The sequence below is a fragment of the Segnochrobactrum spirostomi genome (genome assembly GCF_009600605.1).
GTDB classification, from domain to species: domain Bacteria; phylum Pseudomonadota; class Alphaproteobacteria; order Rhizobiales; family Segnochrobactraceae; genus Segnochrobactrum; species Segnochrobactrum spirostomi.
On the sequence record NZ_VWNA01000001.1, the window covers coordinates 2,654,616 to 2,670,204 of the forward strand.

Consider the following 15,589-nt stretch of genomic DNA (forward strand, 5'->3'; position numbering starts at 1 on the left):
AACGCTCGGGAGTTCCTCTCGGTCCACCCCGATCATGGACCATGGAAAGTTCCCGGGCCGCGGTCAATCGTCACGGTGACGGCGGCCCGCTTCCCCGCAGGGCCGTGGCCGGCCGGCCACGGCGTCAGGCGTAGCGCCGGGCCGCCTCGACAGCGAGACCGAGGCCGACGGAGCCGAACGTATCACCTTCGACCACGCGGGCCTCGGGAAGGGCGGCGAGGATCGCCGCGCGCACCGGCGCGAGCTTGGTCGAGCCGCCCGTGAGGAAGACCGCGTCGATCGCCTCCGCCGCGACGCCCGCCTGCGCGAGACAGGCCGAAACCTTGGCGCCGATGCGGACGGCGAGGTCCCCCGTGTGGCGGGCGAGGCCCGCACGGTCGAGCGCGGCCGAGAGGCCGGTCTCGACCCAGGCGAGCGGGATCGCCTGGGGTTCCTGCTCGGAGAGGCCGATCTTCGCGCCTTCGACCTCCATCGCGAGGGTGTGGCCGCGCTCCTCCTCGACGACGCGGATGAGCCGTTCGATCAGCCGCGGCTCGGCCGCCTCGCGGCGCACGGTGCGCAGCTCCGCGAGCAGCCCAGGCCGGTAGAGCCGGTTGATCGCCGACCAGGTGGCGAGATCGACATAATAGCCGCTCGGGATGTCGCGGCCCGGCCGGGTGGTCGCCGAGCGGTAGCCGAGGAGGGGCATGACAACGCCGAGGCTGAGGACGCGGTCCATGTCCGTGCCGCCGATGCGCACGCCCTCGTTGGCGAGGATGTCCTCGCCGCGCTCGGTCCGCCGGTGGCGCTCGGGGCTCAGGCGGACGATCGAGAAGTCCGACGTGCCGCCGCCGATGTCGGCGATGAGGGCGAGCTCTTCGGTCCCGACCTGCCGCTCGTAATCGAGCGCGGCGGCGATCGGCTCGTATTGGAACGAGATCTCCTTGAACCCGATCGAGCGGGCGATCTCGGCGAGCGTGTCCTCGGCCTTGCGATCGCCCTCCGCATCGTCGTCGACGAAGAAGACGGGGCGGCCGTGCACGACGCGCTCGATCGGCCCGCCGGCGGCCCGCTCGCCGCGCGCCTTCACCTCGGCGAGATAATCCGCGATCACCGCCCGGAACGGCACGCGGCGGCGGCCGATCGGCGTCGCCTCGTCGATGAGGGCGCTGCCGAGCACGGATTTCAGGCTGCGCATGAGGCGGCCTTCCTCGCCGCCGACATAAGCGCCCATGGCTGCCCGGCCTATCTGCGGGGCCTCCGCGGGGGGATAGAACACCGCGCTCGGGATCGTCACCGCTTCGCCTTCGAGGGGTGCGAGCGCGACCGCCCCCTCGGCTCCGACGAGGCCGAGCGTCGTGTTCGATGTGCCGAAATCGAGGCCGCAGGCGTGAACATCGCCGTGAAGGCGGGCGCGCGGGGCGCCTCGACCGGCGGAAGCGTCGAGCAGGGTGGACATGAGCGATCTCCGAGGGGCCGCTTCGGTACAGGCTCGCGGCCGCCGGATCAACCCTTCTGACGCCCCTCTTGGTCGGAGACAGCGCCTCTTGTCGTCCGCCGCTCTTTCGCCGCGCGGGTGCATTGATTATGTGAGGGCGACCTTCTCCCACCGGGCGCCCGGCGCGCCCGGCCCCCCGAATTGCCTGGAGGAACGACGCGATGTCGGCCACCGCTTCCCCGTCCGCAGCTCCCACGTCGGCTGCCGCGCCCGCCCGCATTCCGGTGACCGTGCTCACCGGCTTCCTCGGCGCCGGCAAGACGACGCTCCTCAACCGCATCCTCACCGAGGACCACGGCAAGCGCTATGCCGTGATCGTCAACGAGTTCGGCGAGATCGGCATCGACGCGGAGCTGCTCGTCGATACCGACGAAGAAGTGTTCGAGATGAACAACGGCTGCATCTGTTGCACCGTGCGCGGCGACCTCATCCGCACCGTCGAGAACCTCCTGAAGCGGCGCGGCAGCTTCGACGCGATCCTGGTCGAGACCACCGGCCTCGCCGATCCCGCCCCCGTCGCCCAGACCTTCTTCATGGACGAGACGGTGCGTGCCGCCGCCGCGCTCGATTCGGTCGTCGCCGTCGCCGACGCCAAGCACCTCGCCCTGCGCCTGGGCGACACCGCGGAAGCGGCCGGCCAGATCGCCTTCGCCGACATCGTGGTGCTCAACAAGTCTGACCTCGTGACCCCGGACGAACTCGCCGCCGTCGAGGCGCGCATCCGCGCCATCAACCCGTTCGCCACCATCCACCGCACCGAGCGCTGCGCCCTTCCGCTCGGCTCGGTGCTCGACCGCGGCTCGTTCGATCTCGACCGCATCCTGAGCCTCGATCCCGAATTCCTGGAGATCGACGAGCACGATCACGACCATGCCTGCGGGCCGGATTGCGATCACGATCATCACCATCACGGCCACGATCACCACCACCACCATCACCACGACCACATCGAGGAGGCGGGTATCTCGTCGGTGTCGCTCGCGGGCGGCGCGCTCGATCCGGACCGCTTCTTCCGCTGGATCCAGGACACCACCCAGAAGGACGGCCCCAACATCCTGCGCCTCAAGGGCATCATCGCCTTCCGCGACGATCCCCAGCGTTACGTGATCCAGGGCGTCCACATGATCATCGAGGGCGACCACCAGCGCGATTGGCGCGAGGGCGAGACGCGGCAGAGCCGGCTCGTCTTCATCGGCCGCGATCTCGACCGCCAGAAGCTCGAGGCGGGTTTCGCCGCCTGCGCCGCGCAGCAGAACTGAGGCGGCCGTGCCGGATCTCGTCCAGGACGCCCTCGAGGGCTTCGTCGTCACCGCCGCGTTCGCCGGCAACACCCCCGTCTTCGCCCTCGGCGACGGCACCGTGCGCTTCGGCAGCGGCGCCGCCCAGCGCGCCGTCTCGGTCCACAAGGGGGCGATCCTGGTCGCCCGCCCGGACGGCGCCGGCGCCATCCTGACCGCCGGCGACGACGGCCGGGTCTGCCGCGTCACCCCGGACGGGGCGGTGACCGAGATCGCGGCGCGCCCGCGCAAATGGATCGACCGCCTCGCGGTCGGTCCCGGCGGGGCGATCGCCTTCGCCTCGGGGCGCACTGCCTGGGTGCGCTTCCCGGACGGCAAGGAGAAGACGTTCGAGCACGCCCGCGCGATCGGCGGCGTCGCCTTCGCGCCGAAGGGCATGCGCCTCGCCGCCTCCCGCTATGACGGCGTGACGCTGTGGTGGCCGAGCGCCGAGGGCGCCCCCCAGGATCTCGTCTGGAAGGGCATGCACCTCGACGTCACCTTCTCGCCGGACGGCCGCTATGTCGTCACCACCATGCAGGAGAACGCCCTGCACGGCTGGCGGCTCGCCGACGGCAAGCACATGCGGATGACCGGTTATCCGTCCAAGGTGCGGATGGTCTCGTGGTCGGCGAAGGGGCGCTATCTCGCCACCGCCGGCGCCCAGGCCGCCGTGGTGTGGCCGTTCCATTTCAAGGACGGCCCGATGGGCCGCGCGCCGCTCGAACTCGGCTTCCGTAGCGGGCTCGTCACGGCGGTCGCGTGCCATCCGACCGACGAGGTCGCGGTGATCGGCTATTCCGACGGCGCCGTCCTCGCCTCCCGCTTCGCCGACGACGCCCGCGTCTCCCTGCGCGAGCCCGACGGGGCGGCGATCTCGGCGCTGAGCTGGGACGCCTCCGGCGCCCGCATCGCCTTCGGCACCGAGACCGGCCCGGCGGGCGTCATCGACATCTCGGAGTGAGGGGCGGCCCGACCGGTCCTCTCTGTTGGTGTCTTGGCGACCCCTCTCTCACATTTGTTTCCTTCTCCCCGCATGCGGGGAGAAGGTGGCCCGACAGGGCCGGATGAGGGGTCTTCGGCGGCTCGGATTCTTGTGCTAAATATCTGATATATAATTTTATTCTCCCCTCATCCGCCCCTTCGGGGCACCTTCTCCCCGAGGGGGAGAAGGGTCGGACGGCGAGGATAGGGACAGAGGCGTACCCCGCCTTGGACCCTGCCGAAAAGTGCGGTAGCCTTTCGCTATCTGGGGCGGCCGATCCGGGAAGGCTCATGATCCACCGCACCCTCGCGATCATCCTTGCGCTCCTCGTCGGTGCCGCGTTCGCGCAGGTGCCGGAGTTCGGGCAGCAATATCGCCAGCGGCTCGGCGGGGCGATCGGCGAGCTTCAGGCCATCATCGCCGGCTTCGACCAGGACGCGAAGGCGCACGGCCTCGACCGGCAGGCGGCGCTCGCCCGGCTGCGGCAGAATCAGGATCTCGTGGTCCAGGATCAGGCCGTGCGCATGGCCGGCATCGCCGCGCGGCTCGACAAGCTCGAAGCCCAGGACGAGGCCTACCGCACCGCCGGTCCGTTCGGCCGGCTTGTCGCCATCCTCGACAATTACGATCCGACGCTGGTCGAGGGCACGCTCGCGAGCTACGAGCCGGCGATCCCGACGACGCTCGAGGGCGCCGTGACCGCCGGCGCCGGCTTCTTCGCGACGCTGATCGTGCTCTCGCTCGGCGGCCAGACCTTCGCGCTCGTCTTCCGCCGGCGTCGCCGAACCGCCTGACACGCAAGCAGTTGTCCTACGGTCGGGCGCTCAACGAGCCTTTGCAGTATTATGGATTTCCGAATGGCGGCCAGCCCGGCCGGCAGACATCAAGCGACCGCTTGGGTCTCGGTCTTCTTCGCCGCCGCGCAATGGCGGCAGAGGCCGGTCACCTCGATCGCGGCCGATTGCGGCACGAACCCGGTGCCAGCGGTGAGCCGCGTGAGGTCGATGCCGACGGCGGCGGCGGCGAGCTCGCCGACCTGGCCGCACGAGTCGCAGATCATGAAGACGAGCGGGTTCGTCTCGCCGTGGGTGCCGGCGCAGGCGACGAACGCGTTGAGCCGCTCGATGCGGTGGACGAGTCCCTGCTCGGTGAGGAAGGCGAGCGCGCGGTAGACCGAGATCGGGGCTGGCGGCGGCCCGTTCGCGCTCAGGGCCTCGATGATCTCGTAGGCGCCGATCGGCTTGTGGCTGCGGGCGAGGGCGTCGAGCACCGCGCGGCGCTGGGTCGTCAGGCGGGCGCCGCTGTCGCGGCAGCGCGCCTCGGCGCGTTCGACCAGCGCGTCGGCGCAGGCGCCGTGGTCGTGACCCGGCGCCGGAAACGCGGCGTGGTCGCGATCCGCGTCGCCATGTCCCGCGTGATCGTGCCCCGCGTGATCGTGTCCCGCGTGATCGTGACCGGCATGGTCGTGATCGCCGTGACGATGCGCGGACGACACGGGCGCGCCGCCGCTCTCGCTCGGCGCGAAGACCGGTCCATTCTCACCCTTCGAGATGCATCGTTCCGTCATGTCGGCAGGATAGCACGGCTCGTGTAGAAAGTCCGTCGGCGCGGCTCCGACCCCGCATATGGCGGTCGGGCCTGCGGAATTCCAGCGCCGCCCGGTTCGCGACGGTTCGCGGCCGGCGGCGTCGATCTCGCACTTGCGAGGCCGCGTCACACGGGCTTTGATCCGTCGGGGCTGCGGCGCCGGGCCAGCGGGCCCGTCGGACGAACGCTATGCCACCTCCGGCCGGACATCCCGTCCGCCGAAAGCCAAGGAATCGCTCATGTCGCTCAAGGGAAAGACCGCCGTCATCACCGGCTCGACGTCGGGCATCGGCCTCGGCATCGCCAAGTCGCTCGCCGCCGAGGGCGTCAACGTCGTCATCAACGGCTTCGGCGACAAGGACGCCATCGAGGCGGAGCGCGCGGGCCTGGAGACGACCTACGGCGTGAAGGCGGCCTATGACGGCGCCGACATGACGAAGGCGGACGAAATCGCGGCGATGATCGCCAACGCCGAGAAGACCTTCGGCGCCGTGGACATCCTCGTCAACAATGCCGGCATCCAGTTCGTCTGCCCGGTCGAGGAGTTCCCGATCGAGAAGTGGAACGCGATCATCGCGATCGATCTGTCCTCGGCGTTCCATGCCATCCGCGCCGCCGTGCCGGGCATGAAGGCGCGCAAGTGGGGCCGCATCATCAACACGGCCTCCGCCCACGCCCTCGTCGCCTCGCCGTTCAAGTCGGCCTACGTCTCGGCGAAGCACGGCATCGCCGGCCTCACCAAGACGGTCGCGCTCGAGACCGGCACTTTCGGCATCACCGTCAACGCGGTCTGCCCGGGCTACGTCTGGACGCCGCTCGTCGAGAAGCAGATCCCCGACCAGGCCAAGGCCCGCGGGATCAGCGAGGACGAGGCGAAGAAGATCCTGGTGGCCGCCCAGGCGACCAAGGAGTTCGTCACCATCGAGCAGGTGGCGGCGCTGGTGACCTTCCTCGCCCAGCCGATCTCCGCCTCGATCACCGGCGCGATCATCCCGATCGACGGCGGCTGGACCGCCGAATAATCGTCGCTCCCCAGGCCGGCGTGGCAACCCCGCGCCGGCCCCTCCTTCTCCGGACACGCACCAGATGGCGCCCGAGAGCCGTTCCGCCGTCGCCCTCGCGATCCTCTCCGCCGTCCTGTTCGGGGCGAGCACGCCGTTCGCGAAACTTCTCGTCGGCGACGGTCTCGATCCGTGGCTTCTCGCGGGCCTCCTCTATCTCGGCTCTGGCCTCGGCCTGTCGGTGATCCAGGGTCTGCGGCGCCTGCGCGGCAGGGCCTCCGAAGCGCCGCTTCGGCGTGCCGATCTGCCCTGGCTCGCCTTGGTCGCGTTCGCCGGCGGCGCGATCGGCCCGGCCCTCCTGATGATCGGCCTCGCCACCACGCCGGCCTCGACCGCCGCGCTCCTCCTCAATGTCGAGGGGCTCGCGACGCTCCTCATCGCCTGGATCGTGTTCCACGAGAGCGTCGACCGCCGGCTCCTCATCGGGGCCGGGGCGATCCTCGCCGGCGCGGTGCTGCTGTCCTATCAGGGCGGGCCCGGCGGCATCGGCGTCGGTGCCCTCGCGATCTTCGGCGCCTGCCTCGCCTGGGGCATCGACAACAATCTGACGCGGAAGATCTCGGCCGCCGACCCGGTCGCGATCGCCCTCGTGAAGGGGCTCGTCGCCGGCGCCGTCAATCTCACGCTTGCGCTGCTGAGCGGGGCGCACCTGCCGCCCGCAGGCACGATCGCCTTCGCTGGGATCGTCGGGTTCCTCGGCTACGGGGTCAGCCTCGTCCTCTTCGTGCTCGCCTTGCGGGGCCTCGGCGCGGCCCGCACCGGCGCCTATTTCGCGACAGCCCCGTTCCTCGGCGCGGTTCTCGCGGTCGTCATGTTCCACGAGCCGGTGACGGCGACGCTCGTCGCCGCCGGTCTCCTGATGGCGCTCGGGCTCTATCTCCACCTCTCGGAGGACCACGCCCACGACCACGTCCACGCGCCGATGGAGCACGAGCACCGGCACGTCCACGACGCCCACCATCAGCATGCCCACGGGCCGGACGATCCGGCGGGCGAGCCGCACGTCCACGCCCACCGCCACGCGCGGCTTGCGCACCGGCACGCCCATTATCCCGACCTGCACCACCGCCACGACCACGAGGCGTGACGGCGCCTTACGGGCCGAGAGCGCGCGTTCAGGCGAGCGGGAAGCGGTATTCCGCACGGCCGGGCACGTCGACGGCGGCGGCATAGAGCCCGCCGGCGAGCCGTTCCGCCGGTCCACCGGCCGCGGTGGTGATGTACAGCGTCTTCAGATCCGGCCCGCCGAAGGTGCAGTTGGTGATGTTGGTCACCGGCATCTCGACGATGCCGTCGATGGCCCCGCCCGGGGCGACGCGGACGATGCAGCCGCCGCCGTAGCGGCAATTCCACAGCCGCCCGTCGGCATCGATCTGCGAGCCGTCCGGGTGGCCGCGGCCGAAATCGACCAGGAAGGGGCGCTGGTTCGACAGCGTGCCCGGGCCGGCAGCGAGGTCGAACGCCCAGATCGCGTCGGCGAGGGTGTCGGCGGTGTAGAAGGTGCCGCCGTCCGGGCTCCACACCATGGTGTTGGCGATGCCGAGACCTTCCAGCATCACCGCGACCGCGCCGTCGCGGTCGACGCGGAACAGCTTGCCGTCGGTGCCGCCGGCCGGGCTGCCTTCGCCCGTCGGCAGCACGTTGTTGCGCATCGAGCCAATCCACAGCCGGCCGTCGGGTCCGACCGCACCGTCGTTGAAGCGCACCGCCGGGGTTCCCGGCAGGACGAAGCCGTGGTCGCGGCGGGTGTCGGTCTCGGGCTGCCAGAGGATCAGCTTGGAGCCGAGCGAGACGATCAGCGTGCCGGGCCGATCGGTGAGGCCGATCGTCGTCACCGGCTCGTCGAAGAACCAGAAGCGGGTCGACTGGGTCGCCCAATCGTAGCGGTGGATCAGGAAGCGGTTGATGTCGGTCCAATAGAGCGCCTGCTCGCGCTCTTCCCAGATAACGCCCTCGCCGCAGCGGTCGCCCGCCGGCACGATGCATTGCGGCGTCTGATCCATGGTCGCTCTCTCCCCGCTCGTTCGGGCCGTCGTCCGCGGCCCCGTCTCACCGGGCCGCACGCTAATGCGCTTCGTCCGTAGAGGAAACGGGATTTCGCGGTGGGTCGCGCCGCGCCGCCTCGCTTGTCGCCGACGGTCCGCGGGGCCATCTGACGGTGAGGGGCCGGGCCGGGCGCACGCGGTGCGGACGGCCGCCCGACGAGAGGCCGACACAATGCGCTGGCGCAGGCGGGCGGCGGAGGCCGCCGACGAGACGATGATCGAGCCGGAGATCGCGGTGCGCGACGAGGCGCGCAATGCGCGCCGCGTGCGGGCGCGCTTCTGGCGCACCGTGAAACGCGCCGCCGGCCAGGTGCCGTTCCTGGACGAGGTGGTCGCCGCCTATTATTGCGCGTTCGATCCCGCGACGCCCAACCGCGTGCGGGCGATGCTGCTCGCCGCCCTCGCTTATTTCGTGCTGCCGATCGACGTGGTGCCCGATCTGCTCGCCGGCATCGGCTTCACCGACGACATCGCCGTGCTCACGGCGGTGTTCGGGCTCCTGCGCGGCCACATCCGCGACGAACACCGCGCCGCCGCCCGGGCGGCGCTGGCGGTCGAGCCGGAGGACGAGCCGGCCCCGGAGCCCGAGCCTGCGAAGGCTTGAATTTCCCGTACCGCCGCGCCGTTGGCAGTCCCTCCCCAGTTGGGGGAGGGACAGGGCGCCGAAGGCGCCCAGGGTGGGGCCGGCGCCGTAAGGCGCCGGGGCCTCGCGCGAGAGGTTTCGCGTCGTGCCCGGGGTGGACCCCACCCCGGCGCTGCGCGCCACCCCTCCCCCTGGCAGGGGAGGGGTAAAGGTCGTGCTCTTGGAGGGGGTTAGGCTACTAGCCCGCTGCTCTCTGGGCCGCCTCCGCCGTCACGACAGGCCGACGATGCGTCCTGCCGAATCGATGCCGATGTGTTCGGCCGCCGGCACGCGGGGCAGGCCGGGCATCGTGTTGATTTCCCCGCAGATGACGACGAGGAAGCCGGCGCCGGCGGCGAGCCGCACTTCACGTACGGGCAGAACATGGCCCGACGGCGCGCCGCGCAGATCGGGGTTCGCCGAGAAGGAATATTGCGTCTTGGCGATACACACCGGCAGCTCGCCGAAGCCCGCCGCCTCGTAATCGGCGATCTCGCTCTTGAGCCGCGCATCGATCGCGATGTCGGCCGCGCCGTAGATCTCGGTCGCGACGGTGCGGATCTTGTCGAGGAGAGGCAGGCCGTCGGCATAAAGCGGGCGGAACGCCGCCGCGCCGGCATCGAGCACCGCGGCAACCGCGTGGGCGAGGTCTTCCGCGCCCGCCGCGCCGTGCGCCCAATGGCTGCACGAGATCGCCTCGACGCCGAACCGCTCGCGGCAGAAGTCGCGCACCGCCGCGAACTCCGCCGCCGTGTCGCTGGTGAAATGATTGACCGCGACGACGACCGGCAGGCCGTATTTCTTCACGTTCTCGATGTGGCGGCCGAGATTGGCGAGGCCTGCCTTGAGCGTCTCGACGTTCTCCTGGCCGAGCGCGTCCTTGGCGACGCCGCCGTGCATCTTGAGGGCGCGCACGGTGGCGACCACCACCGCGCAATCGGGTGACAGGCCGGCCTGGCGGCACTTGATGTCGAGGAACTTCTCCGCCCCGAGATCGGCGCCGAAGCCGGCTTCGGTGACGACGATGTCGCCGAGCCCGAGACCCGCCTCGGTCGCCACCACTGAATTGCAGCCGTGGGCGATGTTGGCGAACGGGCCGCCGTGGACCAGAGCCGGGCTACCGCCGATGGTCTGGACCAGATTGGGCATGAAGGCGTCGGCGAGGAGGGCGCACATCGCGCCGCTCGTCTTGAGGTCCGCGGCGGTGACGGCGCTGCGGTCGCGGCGGAAGCCGACGATCATGCGGGAAAGGCGCGCTTCGAGATCGGCGAAATCCTTGGCGAGGCAGAACGCTGCCATCACCTCCGAGGCGACGGTGATGTCGAAGCCGCCCTCGCGCGGCACGCCGTTGCGCGGGCCGCCGAGGCCGACGACCAGGTTGCGCAGAGCGCGGTCGTTCATGTCGACGACGCGGCGCCAGGTGATGCGGCGCGAATCGAGGCCGAGTTCGTTGCCCCAATAGAGATGGTTGTCGACCATGGCCGCGAGCAGGTTGTGCGCGGCGGATATGGCGTGGAAATCGCCGGTGAAGTGGAGGTTGATGCGCTCCATCGGCACGATCTGGGCATAGCCGCCGCCGGCCGCTCCACCCTTCAGGCCGAAGCACGGCCCGAGCGAGGGCTCGCGCAGGCAGATCACCGTCTTGCGGCCGATCCGGTTGAGCGCGTCGCCGAGGCCGATCGTCGTCGTCGTCTTGCCCTCGCCGGCGGGCGTCGGGCTGATCGCGGTGACGAGGACGAGCTTGCCCTTGCGCGCGGCGGCCGGCGGCAGCGCGGCCGGGTCGATCTTGGCGATGTGGCGCCCGTAGAGATGGAGATCGTCGGCCTCGAGGCCGAGACCGGCGGCGATCTCGGTGATCGGCTGGAGGCGGGCTTCCCGGGCGATTTCGGCGTCGCTTTTCATGAGGCTGGTCGGTCCGCTTTTCTTAAGAGCAGGGGAGCGGCGGGCCTGCCGTCGCACGACGCAACGGACGGGCCCGCCCGTCGAGACAATGCTCTAGCTCGACCCGCGCCGCCGCGCCATCGCGAAGCGGTGTCGCGGTTTCGACGGGTAGCCGGCGTCATCAGGTGTTCGTCAACGAATCGGCGTTATTTTCCATCCTTCCCACAGGGGCGTCGCGGGATTCGTTGTCCGGCTCAACAGTCATGGCGCCGTCATCGACCTCGGCTAAAGGGGGACTGCGATGACCTTCAATTATCGAAAAACAGTCACCTATCGTTTGGCGCAGACCGCGAAGGCACACCGCGCGCGGTCGAGTTCGCATTTGAGCCGCATCGGACTGCATCCCGGTCAGGAGACCGTGATGAAAGTGCTCGCCGACCAGGACGGGCAGACCATGAGCCAGCTTGCGGCGATCCTCGGGGTGCAGCCGCCGACGGTGACGAAGATGGTCTCGCGCCTCTCGGCGCAGGGCTTCGTCAACCGGCAGGCGTCGGATTCCGACGGCCGCCTCGCCCGCGTCTACCTGACCGATCTCGGGCGGGAGCGGATCGCCGAGGTGGACCGCGCCTGGAAGCGGCTCGAGAAGGAGGCCCTGACCGGCCTCGACGAGAAGGACCGCAAGCGCCTGCGGCGCCTGCTGCGCACCATCGAGCGCAACCTCGCCGCCGCCAACGGGATCGATCTCGATGCCGAGGACGAGGCCGAAGAGGCCGAGGTCATCGGCGACTGAGTCCAAAGCCGATTCGGCGCCGTTTCCCGTCAACATCCTTGAAAGCAGGGCTCGCGCCCGCCGCTCTGCTTGCCACGCGGGGCGCCATGCGCGGTTGCGGGTCGCCCGCCCGCGCGAACCGGTTTATCAGGGGAACGCGGCGCCCCCGCCGCGCTTGTCCTCTCGGTTCGGCCGAAGCCTCGGCCGCGGATCTTTCCGGAGCCTTCCATGACGATCGCTGCCGTCGGCGGAGCCGGGCCCGACCCCCGGCTCAAGGGCATCGGTCTCATGCTGATCGCCGGCGTGTTCTTCGCCGGGCTCGACACCTGCGCCAAGCTGCTCGGGGCGACCCTGCCGGCGGTCGAAGTGGCCTGGCTGCGCTACGTCGTCCACATCGGGCTCACCGTGATCGTGCTTCGGCCTTGGCGGGTGCCGGCGCTGTTGCGCACCAACCGCCTCGGCCTCCAGATCGTGCGCTCGATCTGCCTGCTCGGCTCGACCTTCTTCAACTTCCTGGCGCTCCAGCATCTCCAGATCGCCGAGACCACGGCGATCAACTTCGCCTGCCCGCTCGTGATCACCGCGCTCGCCGGGCCGATGCTCGGCGAATGGGCCGGTCGGCGCCGCTGGATCGCCGTCGGCGTCGGCTTCATCGGCGTTCTGATCGTCATCCGGCCGGGCTCTGGCGCGCTCGCCTTCGAGGCGATCTATTCGCTCTGCTCGATGCTCTGCAACGCCGTCTATGCGATCTACACGCGCCGCCTCGCGGCGACCGAAAGCGCCCAGGGCATGCTGCTCTATTCGGCGATGGTCGGGGCCATCGTGCTCATTCCGGCGCTGCCGGCGGTGTGGGTGCCGCCGTCGGGCGTCGAGGCCTGGATCCTCATCGCGGTGCTCGGCGCGACTGGCGGCATCGGCCATTTCTGCCTGATCCGCGCCCACGGCTTCGCCACCGCCTCCCTGCTCGCCCCATTCGGCTATGGGCAGATCATCTGGGCGGTCGCCTCGAGCATCCTGGTGTTCTCCCAGGATCCGAAGATGACGACCGTCGTGGGGGCTGCCATCATCATCGCGTCGGGCATCTACATCCTGCACCGGGAGAAGCTCGTCGGCGGCCGCAAGTCGGCGCCGCGGGTGGACGGCAAGACGCGTTGAGCGCGACAGGACGCGATCACCTCGACAGAGCGAGCGGAGAGGACCTTTGAACGCACCCGATATCCTGATGACCGACCCGATGCTGCCTCTCGTGGTGGAGGAGATCGAGAAGCGTTTCACCCTTCATCGCCTCTGGGAGATCGCCGATCGCGACGAATTCCTGCGCACGGTGGGCCCGCGGGTGCGCGGTGTCGCCGCCGGCGTGCTGGTGCCGGTCGACGCGGCCCTGATCGATGCTTTGCCGGCGTTGGAGATCGTTGCCAAATTCGGCGTCGGCTATGAATCGGTCGATGCCGTTCATGCGGCGACGCGCGGCGTCGTCGTCACCAACACGCCGGACGTCCTCACCGAGGAGGTCGCCGACACCGCGCTCGGGCTCCTCCTGATGACGGTGCGCCGGCTCGGTGCGGCGGAGCGCTTCGTGCGCCGCGGCGACTGGGGCAAGGCGAAATTCCCGCTGTCGCCGACGCTCCGCGGCCGCACCCTCGGCATTCTCGGCCTCGGGCGGATCGGCAAGGCGATCGCCACGCGGGCCGAGGCGTTCGGGCTCGAGATCGCCTATCACGGCCGCCACCGTCAGGCGGACGTCGCCTATCGCTACTACGACAGCCTCCACGCGATGGCCCGCGACGTCGATATCCTGATGGTCGTCGTGCCCGGCGGGCCGGAGACCGAGAAACTGATCGACGCGCACATCCTGAAGGCCCTCGGGCCGGACGGTGTCCTCATCAATATCGGCCGCGGCTCGACGGTGGACGAAGCCGCGCTGATCGCCGCCCTCGAGGCGCGCACCATCCTCGCCGCCGGCCTCGACGTGTTCGAGAACGAACCGCACGTGCCGGAGGCGCTGATCGCCAACGACGACGTCGTCCTGCTGCCCCATGTCGGCTCGGCCTCGCAGCACACCCGCGACGCCATGGGCCGGCTCGTGGTCAACAACCTCGTCAGTTGGTTCTCGGAAGGCCGGCCGCTGACGCCGGTGCCGGAGACGCCCTTCCCCCGGGGTTGAAGTCGGGCTGCTTGTTATAGATCGGCCTCGCCGCCTTTCCTTCTCCCCAGCGGGGAGAAGGGACGGTAGGGGGAAGTCAAAGCCAATCAGACGAAGGCGGCGCGGGCCATCAGGATCGCGCCGTCGACGGCGTCGGCTTCGGCCGGGGCGAGGTGAGCGCGGATCGGCGGCGGCAGCCAGCCTTCGAGCGGTCCCGACAGGCCGCCGATCAGGCGGACCCTGGGCGCGCCGAGATCGAGCAGGCGCAGCACCATCTCGGCGACCTCGGCGGCCGTTTTGCCGAGGAGATCGAGCGCCGCCCGGTCGAGCTGCTCCGCGTGCTCGAAGACGAGCGGCACGAAGCTTCCATAATCCGTCGGCCGCGCCGTCGAGGTCCACCCGACGATGGTCTCGAGCGAGCCGTCGAAGCGGGCGAGTAGGGCGTCGGTCAGAGGCGTCGCCGGGGCGAGACCCTCGGCCGCCCGGGCGGCTCGGCGCAACGCCGCCTGACCGAGCACCGCTCCACTGCCTTCGTCGGAAATCTCCGGCCCCCAGCCGCCGACATAGGTGCGCTTGCCGCCGACCACGGCGAGCCCGCACGAGCCGGTGCCGAGGATCAGGATCGCTCCGTCGGCACCGCCGCAGGCGCCCCACCAGGCGGCGACCGCGTCGGTGTCGATGGCGACGGTCGCGAACACGCTCTCGGCCGCGGCGCGCAGCCGCTCGCGGTCGGTGGTGAGGCCGGCGCCGGCGAGCCCGAGCCCGGCATGGAGCCGGCCGAGCATAGCCTCGGGCAACCCGGCTTCGGCGAGGGCGGCGCGGGTCGCGGTCAGGATCGACTCCATCACCACGTCCGGCCCGAGCCGCACGTTGGCGGGGCCGCCGCGGCCCTCGCCAAGCCGTTCGCCGGCGCCGTTGCGCAGCCGCGCCCGGCAATTGGTGCCGCCGCCGTCGATGCCGATGAAGAGCGCGTCGCGCATGGGATGTCTCGGGTCTCGCTTCGCCTGTCCGCCGCCGGCGCGCGGATCGTTCCGCACCCCGCCTCGGCCCTCCGCGATAGGGCAAGAGCCGCCCGGCGGGAAGCCCTTTCGCGACCCGGGGTGTCGCGCGTGGGCGGTGATCGGGGGCGTGACCGCCTCAGCCGAGGGCGCCTTCTCACCGTCGGCCTAACGGGGCATGATCGGGGAAAGAGGTGAGGAGGACCGCCCCGTGCACGACGATCACGACCATCACGATCACGGCGAGGACGGCGGCAACGAGGCCGCGCGGTGGAAGTTCGACGGCGTCCAGGTGGTGCCGGGCGGCGCGCTCGATCCAAACACCGCCCAGACGCCGGGCATGGACCGCCGTGCCGCGATCAACCATGCCCGCAATGGCGCCCAGAAGCTGTGGGCCGGCACCGTCACCATTCACCCGAACGCCAAGACCGGCGCCCACCATCACGGGCCGCTCGAGAGCGTCATCTATGTGGTGCGCGGGCGGGCGCGGATGCGCTGGGGCGAGGCGTTGGAATTCGTCGCCGAGGCGGGCCCCGGCGATTTCATCTACGTGCCGCCCTTCGTGCCCCATCAGGAGATCAACGCGAGCACCGACGAGCCGCTCGAATGCGTCCTGGTGCGCAGCGACGGCGAGGCGGTCGTCGTCAATCTCGACATCGAGCCCGTCGAAAAGCCCGAATCGGTCGCCTGGATCGACCCGATCCACCGCGCCTGAGCCGCCGACGCTCGCGGCTCTCTGCGCGC

15 protein-coding genes are annotated in these 15,589 nt (G+C 70.4%); 10 read left to right on the top strand and 5 right to left on the bottom strand.

Annotated elements, in window-relative coordinates:
* Positions 1-124 precede the first annotated feature (124 nt).
* The gene (locus tag F0357_RS11945) at positions 125-1,438 is read right to left on the bottom strand and encodes an Hsp70 family protein (protein ID WP_153481696.1); all 1,314 of its coding nucleotides are present in this window, start codon (positions 1,436-1,438) and stop codon (positions 125-127) included.
* Between the two features lie 200 nt (positions 1,439-1,638).
* Here F0357_RS11945 and F0357_RS11950 point away from each other — a divergent pair, with 200 nt between their 5' ends.
* The 3 genes from F0357_RS11950 (at position 1,639) to F0357_RS11960 (ending at position 4,533) form a co-directional block, all read left to right on the top strand.
* Positions 1,639-2,736 carry a CobW family GTP-binding protein gene (locus F0357_RS11950; RefSeq protein ID WP_153481698.1) on the top strand — a complete coding sequence of 366 codons (1,098 nt, stop codon included), beginning with the start codon at positions 1,639-1,641 and terminating at the stop codon, positions 2,734-2,736.
* Between the two features lie 7 nt (positions 2,737-2,743).
* Positions 2,744-3,718 (top strand): WD40 repeat domain-containing protein, encoded by a 975-nt coding sequence (locus tag F0357_RS11955; protein ID WP_312861556.1) that lies wholly within the window; start codon positions 2,744-2,746, stop codon positions 3,716-3,718.
* A 311-nt stretch (positions 3,719-4,029) separates the two neighbouring features.
* Entirely contained in the window at positions 4,030-4,533 is a 504-nt protein-coding gene (locus F0357_RS11960; RefSeq protein WP_153481701.1) for a DUF2937 family protein, read from the top strand.
* A gap of 89 nt (positions 4,534-4,622) precedes the next feature.
* Here F0357_RS11960 and F0357_RS11965 read toward each other — a convergent pair whose 3' ends face one another.
* Positions 4,623-5,234 carry a Fur family transcriptional regulator gene (locus F0357_RS11965; RefSeq protein WP_312861557.1) on the bottom strand — a complete coding sequence of 204 codons (612 nt, stop codon included), beginning with the start codon at positions 5,232-5,234 and terminating at the stop codon, positions 4,623-4,625.
* Between the two features lie 331 nt (positions 5,235-5,565).
* Here F0357_RS11965 and F0357_RS11970 point away from each other — a divergent pair, with 331 nt between their 5' ends.
* Together F0357_RS11970 and F0357_RS11975 are read left to right on the top strand one after the other, a co-directional pair.
* Positions 5,566-6,348, top strand: a complete 783-nt coding sequence (locus tag F0357_RS11970) for a 3-hydroxybutyrate dehydrogenase (protein ID WP_153481706.1) — start codon at positions 5,566-5,568, stop codon at positions 6,346-6,348.
* Positions 6,349-6,412: 64 nt separating this feature from the next.
* Positions 6,413-7,474 carry an EamA family transporter gene (locus tag F0357_RS11975; protein ID WP_153481709.1) on the top strand — a complete coding sequence of 354 codons (1,062 nt, stop codon included), beginning with the start codon at positions 6,413-6,415 and terminating at the stop codon, positions 7,472-7,474.
* A gap of 28 nt (positions 7,475-7,502) precedes the next feature.
* On the opposite strand, the gene F0357_RS11980 is transcribed toward F0357_RS11975, so the two are convergent.
* The gene (locus F0357_RS11980) at positions 7,503-8,390 is read right to left on the bottom strand and encodes an SMP-30/gluconolactonase/LRE family protein (RefSeq protein ID WP_153481711.1); all 888 of its coding nucleotides are present in this window, start codon (positions 8,388-8,390) and stop codon (positions 7,503-7,505) included.
* A gap of 214 nt (positions 8,391-8,604) precedes the next feature.
* On the opposite strand from F0357_RS11980, the gene F0357_RS11985 reads away from it, so the two are divergent.
* A complete protein-coding gene (locus tag F0357_RS11985; protein WP_246161443.1) occupies positions 8,605-9,036 on the top strand; it encodes a YkvA family protein in 432 nt (143 codons plus the stop codon).
* A gap of 249 nt (positions 9,037-9,285) precedes the next feature.
* On the opposite strand, the gene F0357_RS11990 is transcribed toward F0357_RS11985, so the two are convergent.
* A complete protein-coding gene (locus F0357_RS11990; protein ID WP_153481718.1) occupies positions 9,286-10,956 on the bottom strand; it encodes a formate--tetrahydrofolate ligase in 1,671 nt (556 codons plus the stop codon).
* A 280-nt stretch (positions 10,957-11,236) separates the two neighbouring features.
* Between F0357_RS11990 and F0357_RS11995 the strand changes: the two genes are divergently transcribed.
* The 3 genes from F0357_RS11995 (at position 11,237) to F0357_RS12005 (ending at position 13,868) form a co-directional block, all read left to right on the top strand.
* The gene (locus tag F0357_RS11995) at positions 11,237-11,725 is read left to right on the top strand and encodes a MarR family winged helix-turn-helix transcriptional regulator (protein ID WP_153481722.1); all 489 of its coding nucleotides are present in this window, start codon (positions 11,237-11,239) and stop codon (positions 11,723-11,725) included.
* Between the two features lie 207 nt (positions 11,726-11,932).
* A complete protein-coding gene (locus tag F0357_RS12000) occupies positions 11,933-12,859 on the top strand; it encodes a DMT family transporter (protein ID WP_153481726.1) in 927 nt (308 codons plus the stop codon).
* Between the two features lie 67 nt (positions 12,860-12,926).
* Entirely contained in the window at positions 12,927-13,868 is a 942-nt protein-coding gene (locus F0357_RS12005; protein ID WP_153486788.1) for a 2-hydroxyacid dehydrogenase, read from the top strand.
* 86 nt (positions 13,869-13,954) lie between these two features.
* Here the strand turns inward: F0357_RS12005 and F0357_RS12010 are convergent, their stop codons facing one another.
* Positions 13,955-14,827: a glucosamine kinase nucleotide-binding domain-containing protein gene (locus F0357_RS12010; protein WP_153481730.1), complete on the bottom strand. Its 873-nt coding sequence runs from the start codon at positions 14,825-14,827 to the stop codon at positions 13,955-13,957.
* Between the two features lie 229 nt (positions 14,828-15,056).
* Here F0357_RS12010 and F0357_RS12015 point away from each other — a divergent pair, with 229 nt between their 5' ends.
* Complete coding sequence (locus F0357_RS12015; RefSeq protein WP_312861558.1) at positions 15,057-15,560, top strand: cupin domain-containing protein; 504 nt, start codon at positions 15,057-15,059, stop codon at positions 15,558-15,560.
* The last annotated feature ends 29 nt before the right edge of the window (positions 15,561-15,589 follow it).

Excerpts from the sequence above, each read along its gene's own strand:
- F0357_RS11995 (WP_153481722.1), top strand. The coding sequence starts at position 11,237 with ATGACCTTCAATTATCGAAAAACAGTCACCTATCGTTTGGCGCAGACC.
- F0357_RS11980 (WP_153481711.1), bottom strand. The coding sequence starts at position 8,390 with ATGGATCAGACGCCGCAATGCATCGTGCCGGCGGGCGACCGCTGCGGC.
- F0357_RS11975 (WP_153481709.1), top strand. The coding sequence starts at position 6,413 with ATGGCGCCCGAGAGCCGTTCCGCCGTCGCCCTCGCGATCCTCTCCGCC.
- F0357_RS11985 (WP_246161443.1), top strand. The coding sequence starts at position 8,605 with ATGCGCTGGCGCAGGCGGGCGGCGGAGGCCGCCGACGAGACGATGATC.
- F0357_RS12010 (WP_153481730.1), bottom strand. The coding sequence starts at position 14,827 with ATGCGCGACGCGCTCTTCATCGGCATCGACGGCGGCGGCACCAATTGC.
- F0357_RS12005 (WP_153486788.1), top strand. The coding sequence starts at position 12,927 with ATGACCGACCCGATGCTGCCTCTCGTGGTGGAGGAGATCGAGAAGCGT.
- F0357_RS11945 (WP_153481696.1), bottom strand. The coding sequence starts at position 1,438 with ATGTCCACCCTGCTCGACGCTTCCGCCGGTCGAGGCGCCCCGCGCGCC.
- F0357_RS11950 (WP_153481698.1), top strand. The coding sequence starts at position 1,639 with ATGTCGGCCACCGCTTCCCCGTCCGCAGCTCCCACGTCGGCTGCCGCG.
- F0357_RS12000 (WP_153481726.1), top strand. The coding sequence starts at position 11,933 with ATGACGATCGCTGCCGTCGGCGGAGCCGGGCCCGACCCCCGGCTCAAG.
- F0357_RS11970 (WP_153481706.1), top strand. The coding sequence starts at position 5,566 with ATGTCGCTCAAGGGAAAGACCGCCGTCATCACCGGCTCGACGTCGGGC.
- F0357_RS11990 (WP_153481718.1), bottom strand. The coding sequence starts at position 10,956 with ATGAAAAGCGACGCCGAAATCGCCCGGGAAGCCCGCCTCCAGCCGATC.
- F0357_RS11960 (WP_153481701.1), top strand. The coding sequence starts at position 4,030 with ATGATCCACCGCACCCTCGCGATCATCCTTGCGCTCCTCGTCGGTGCC.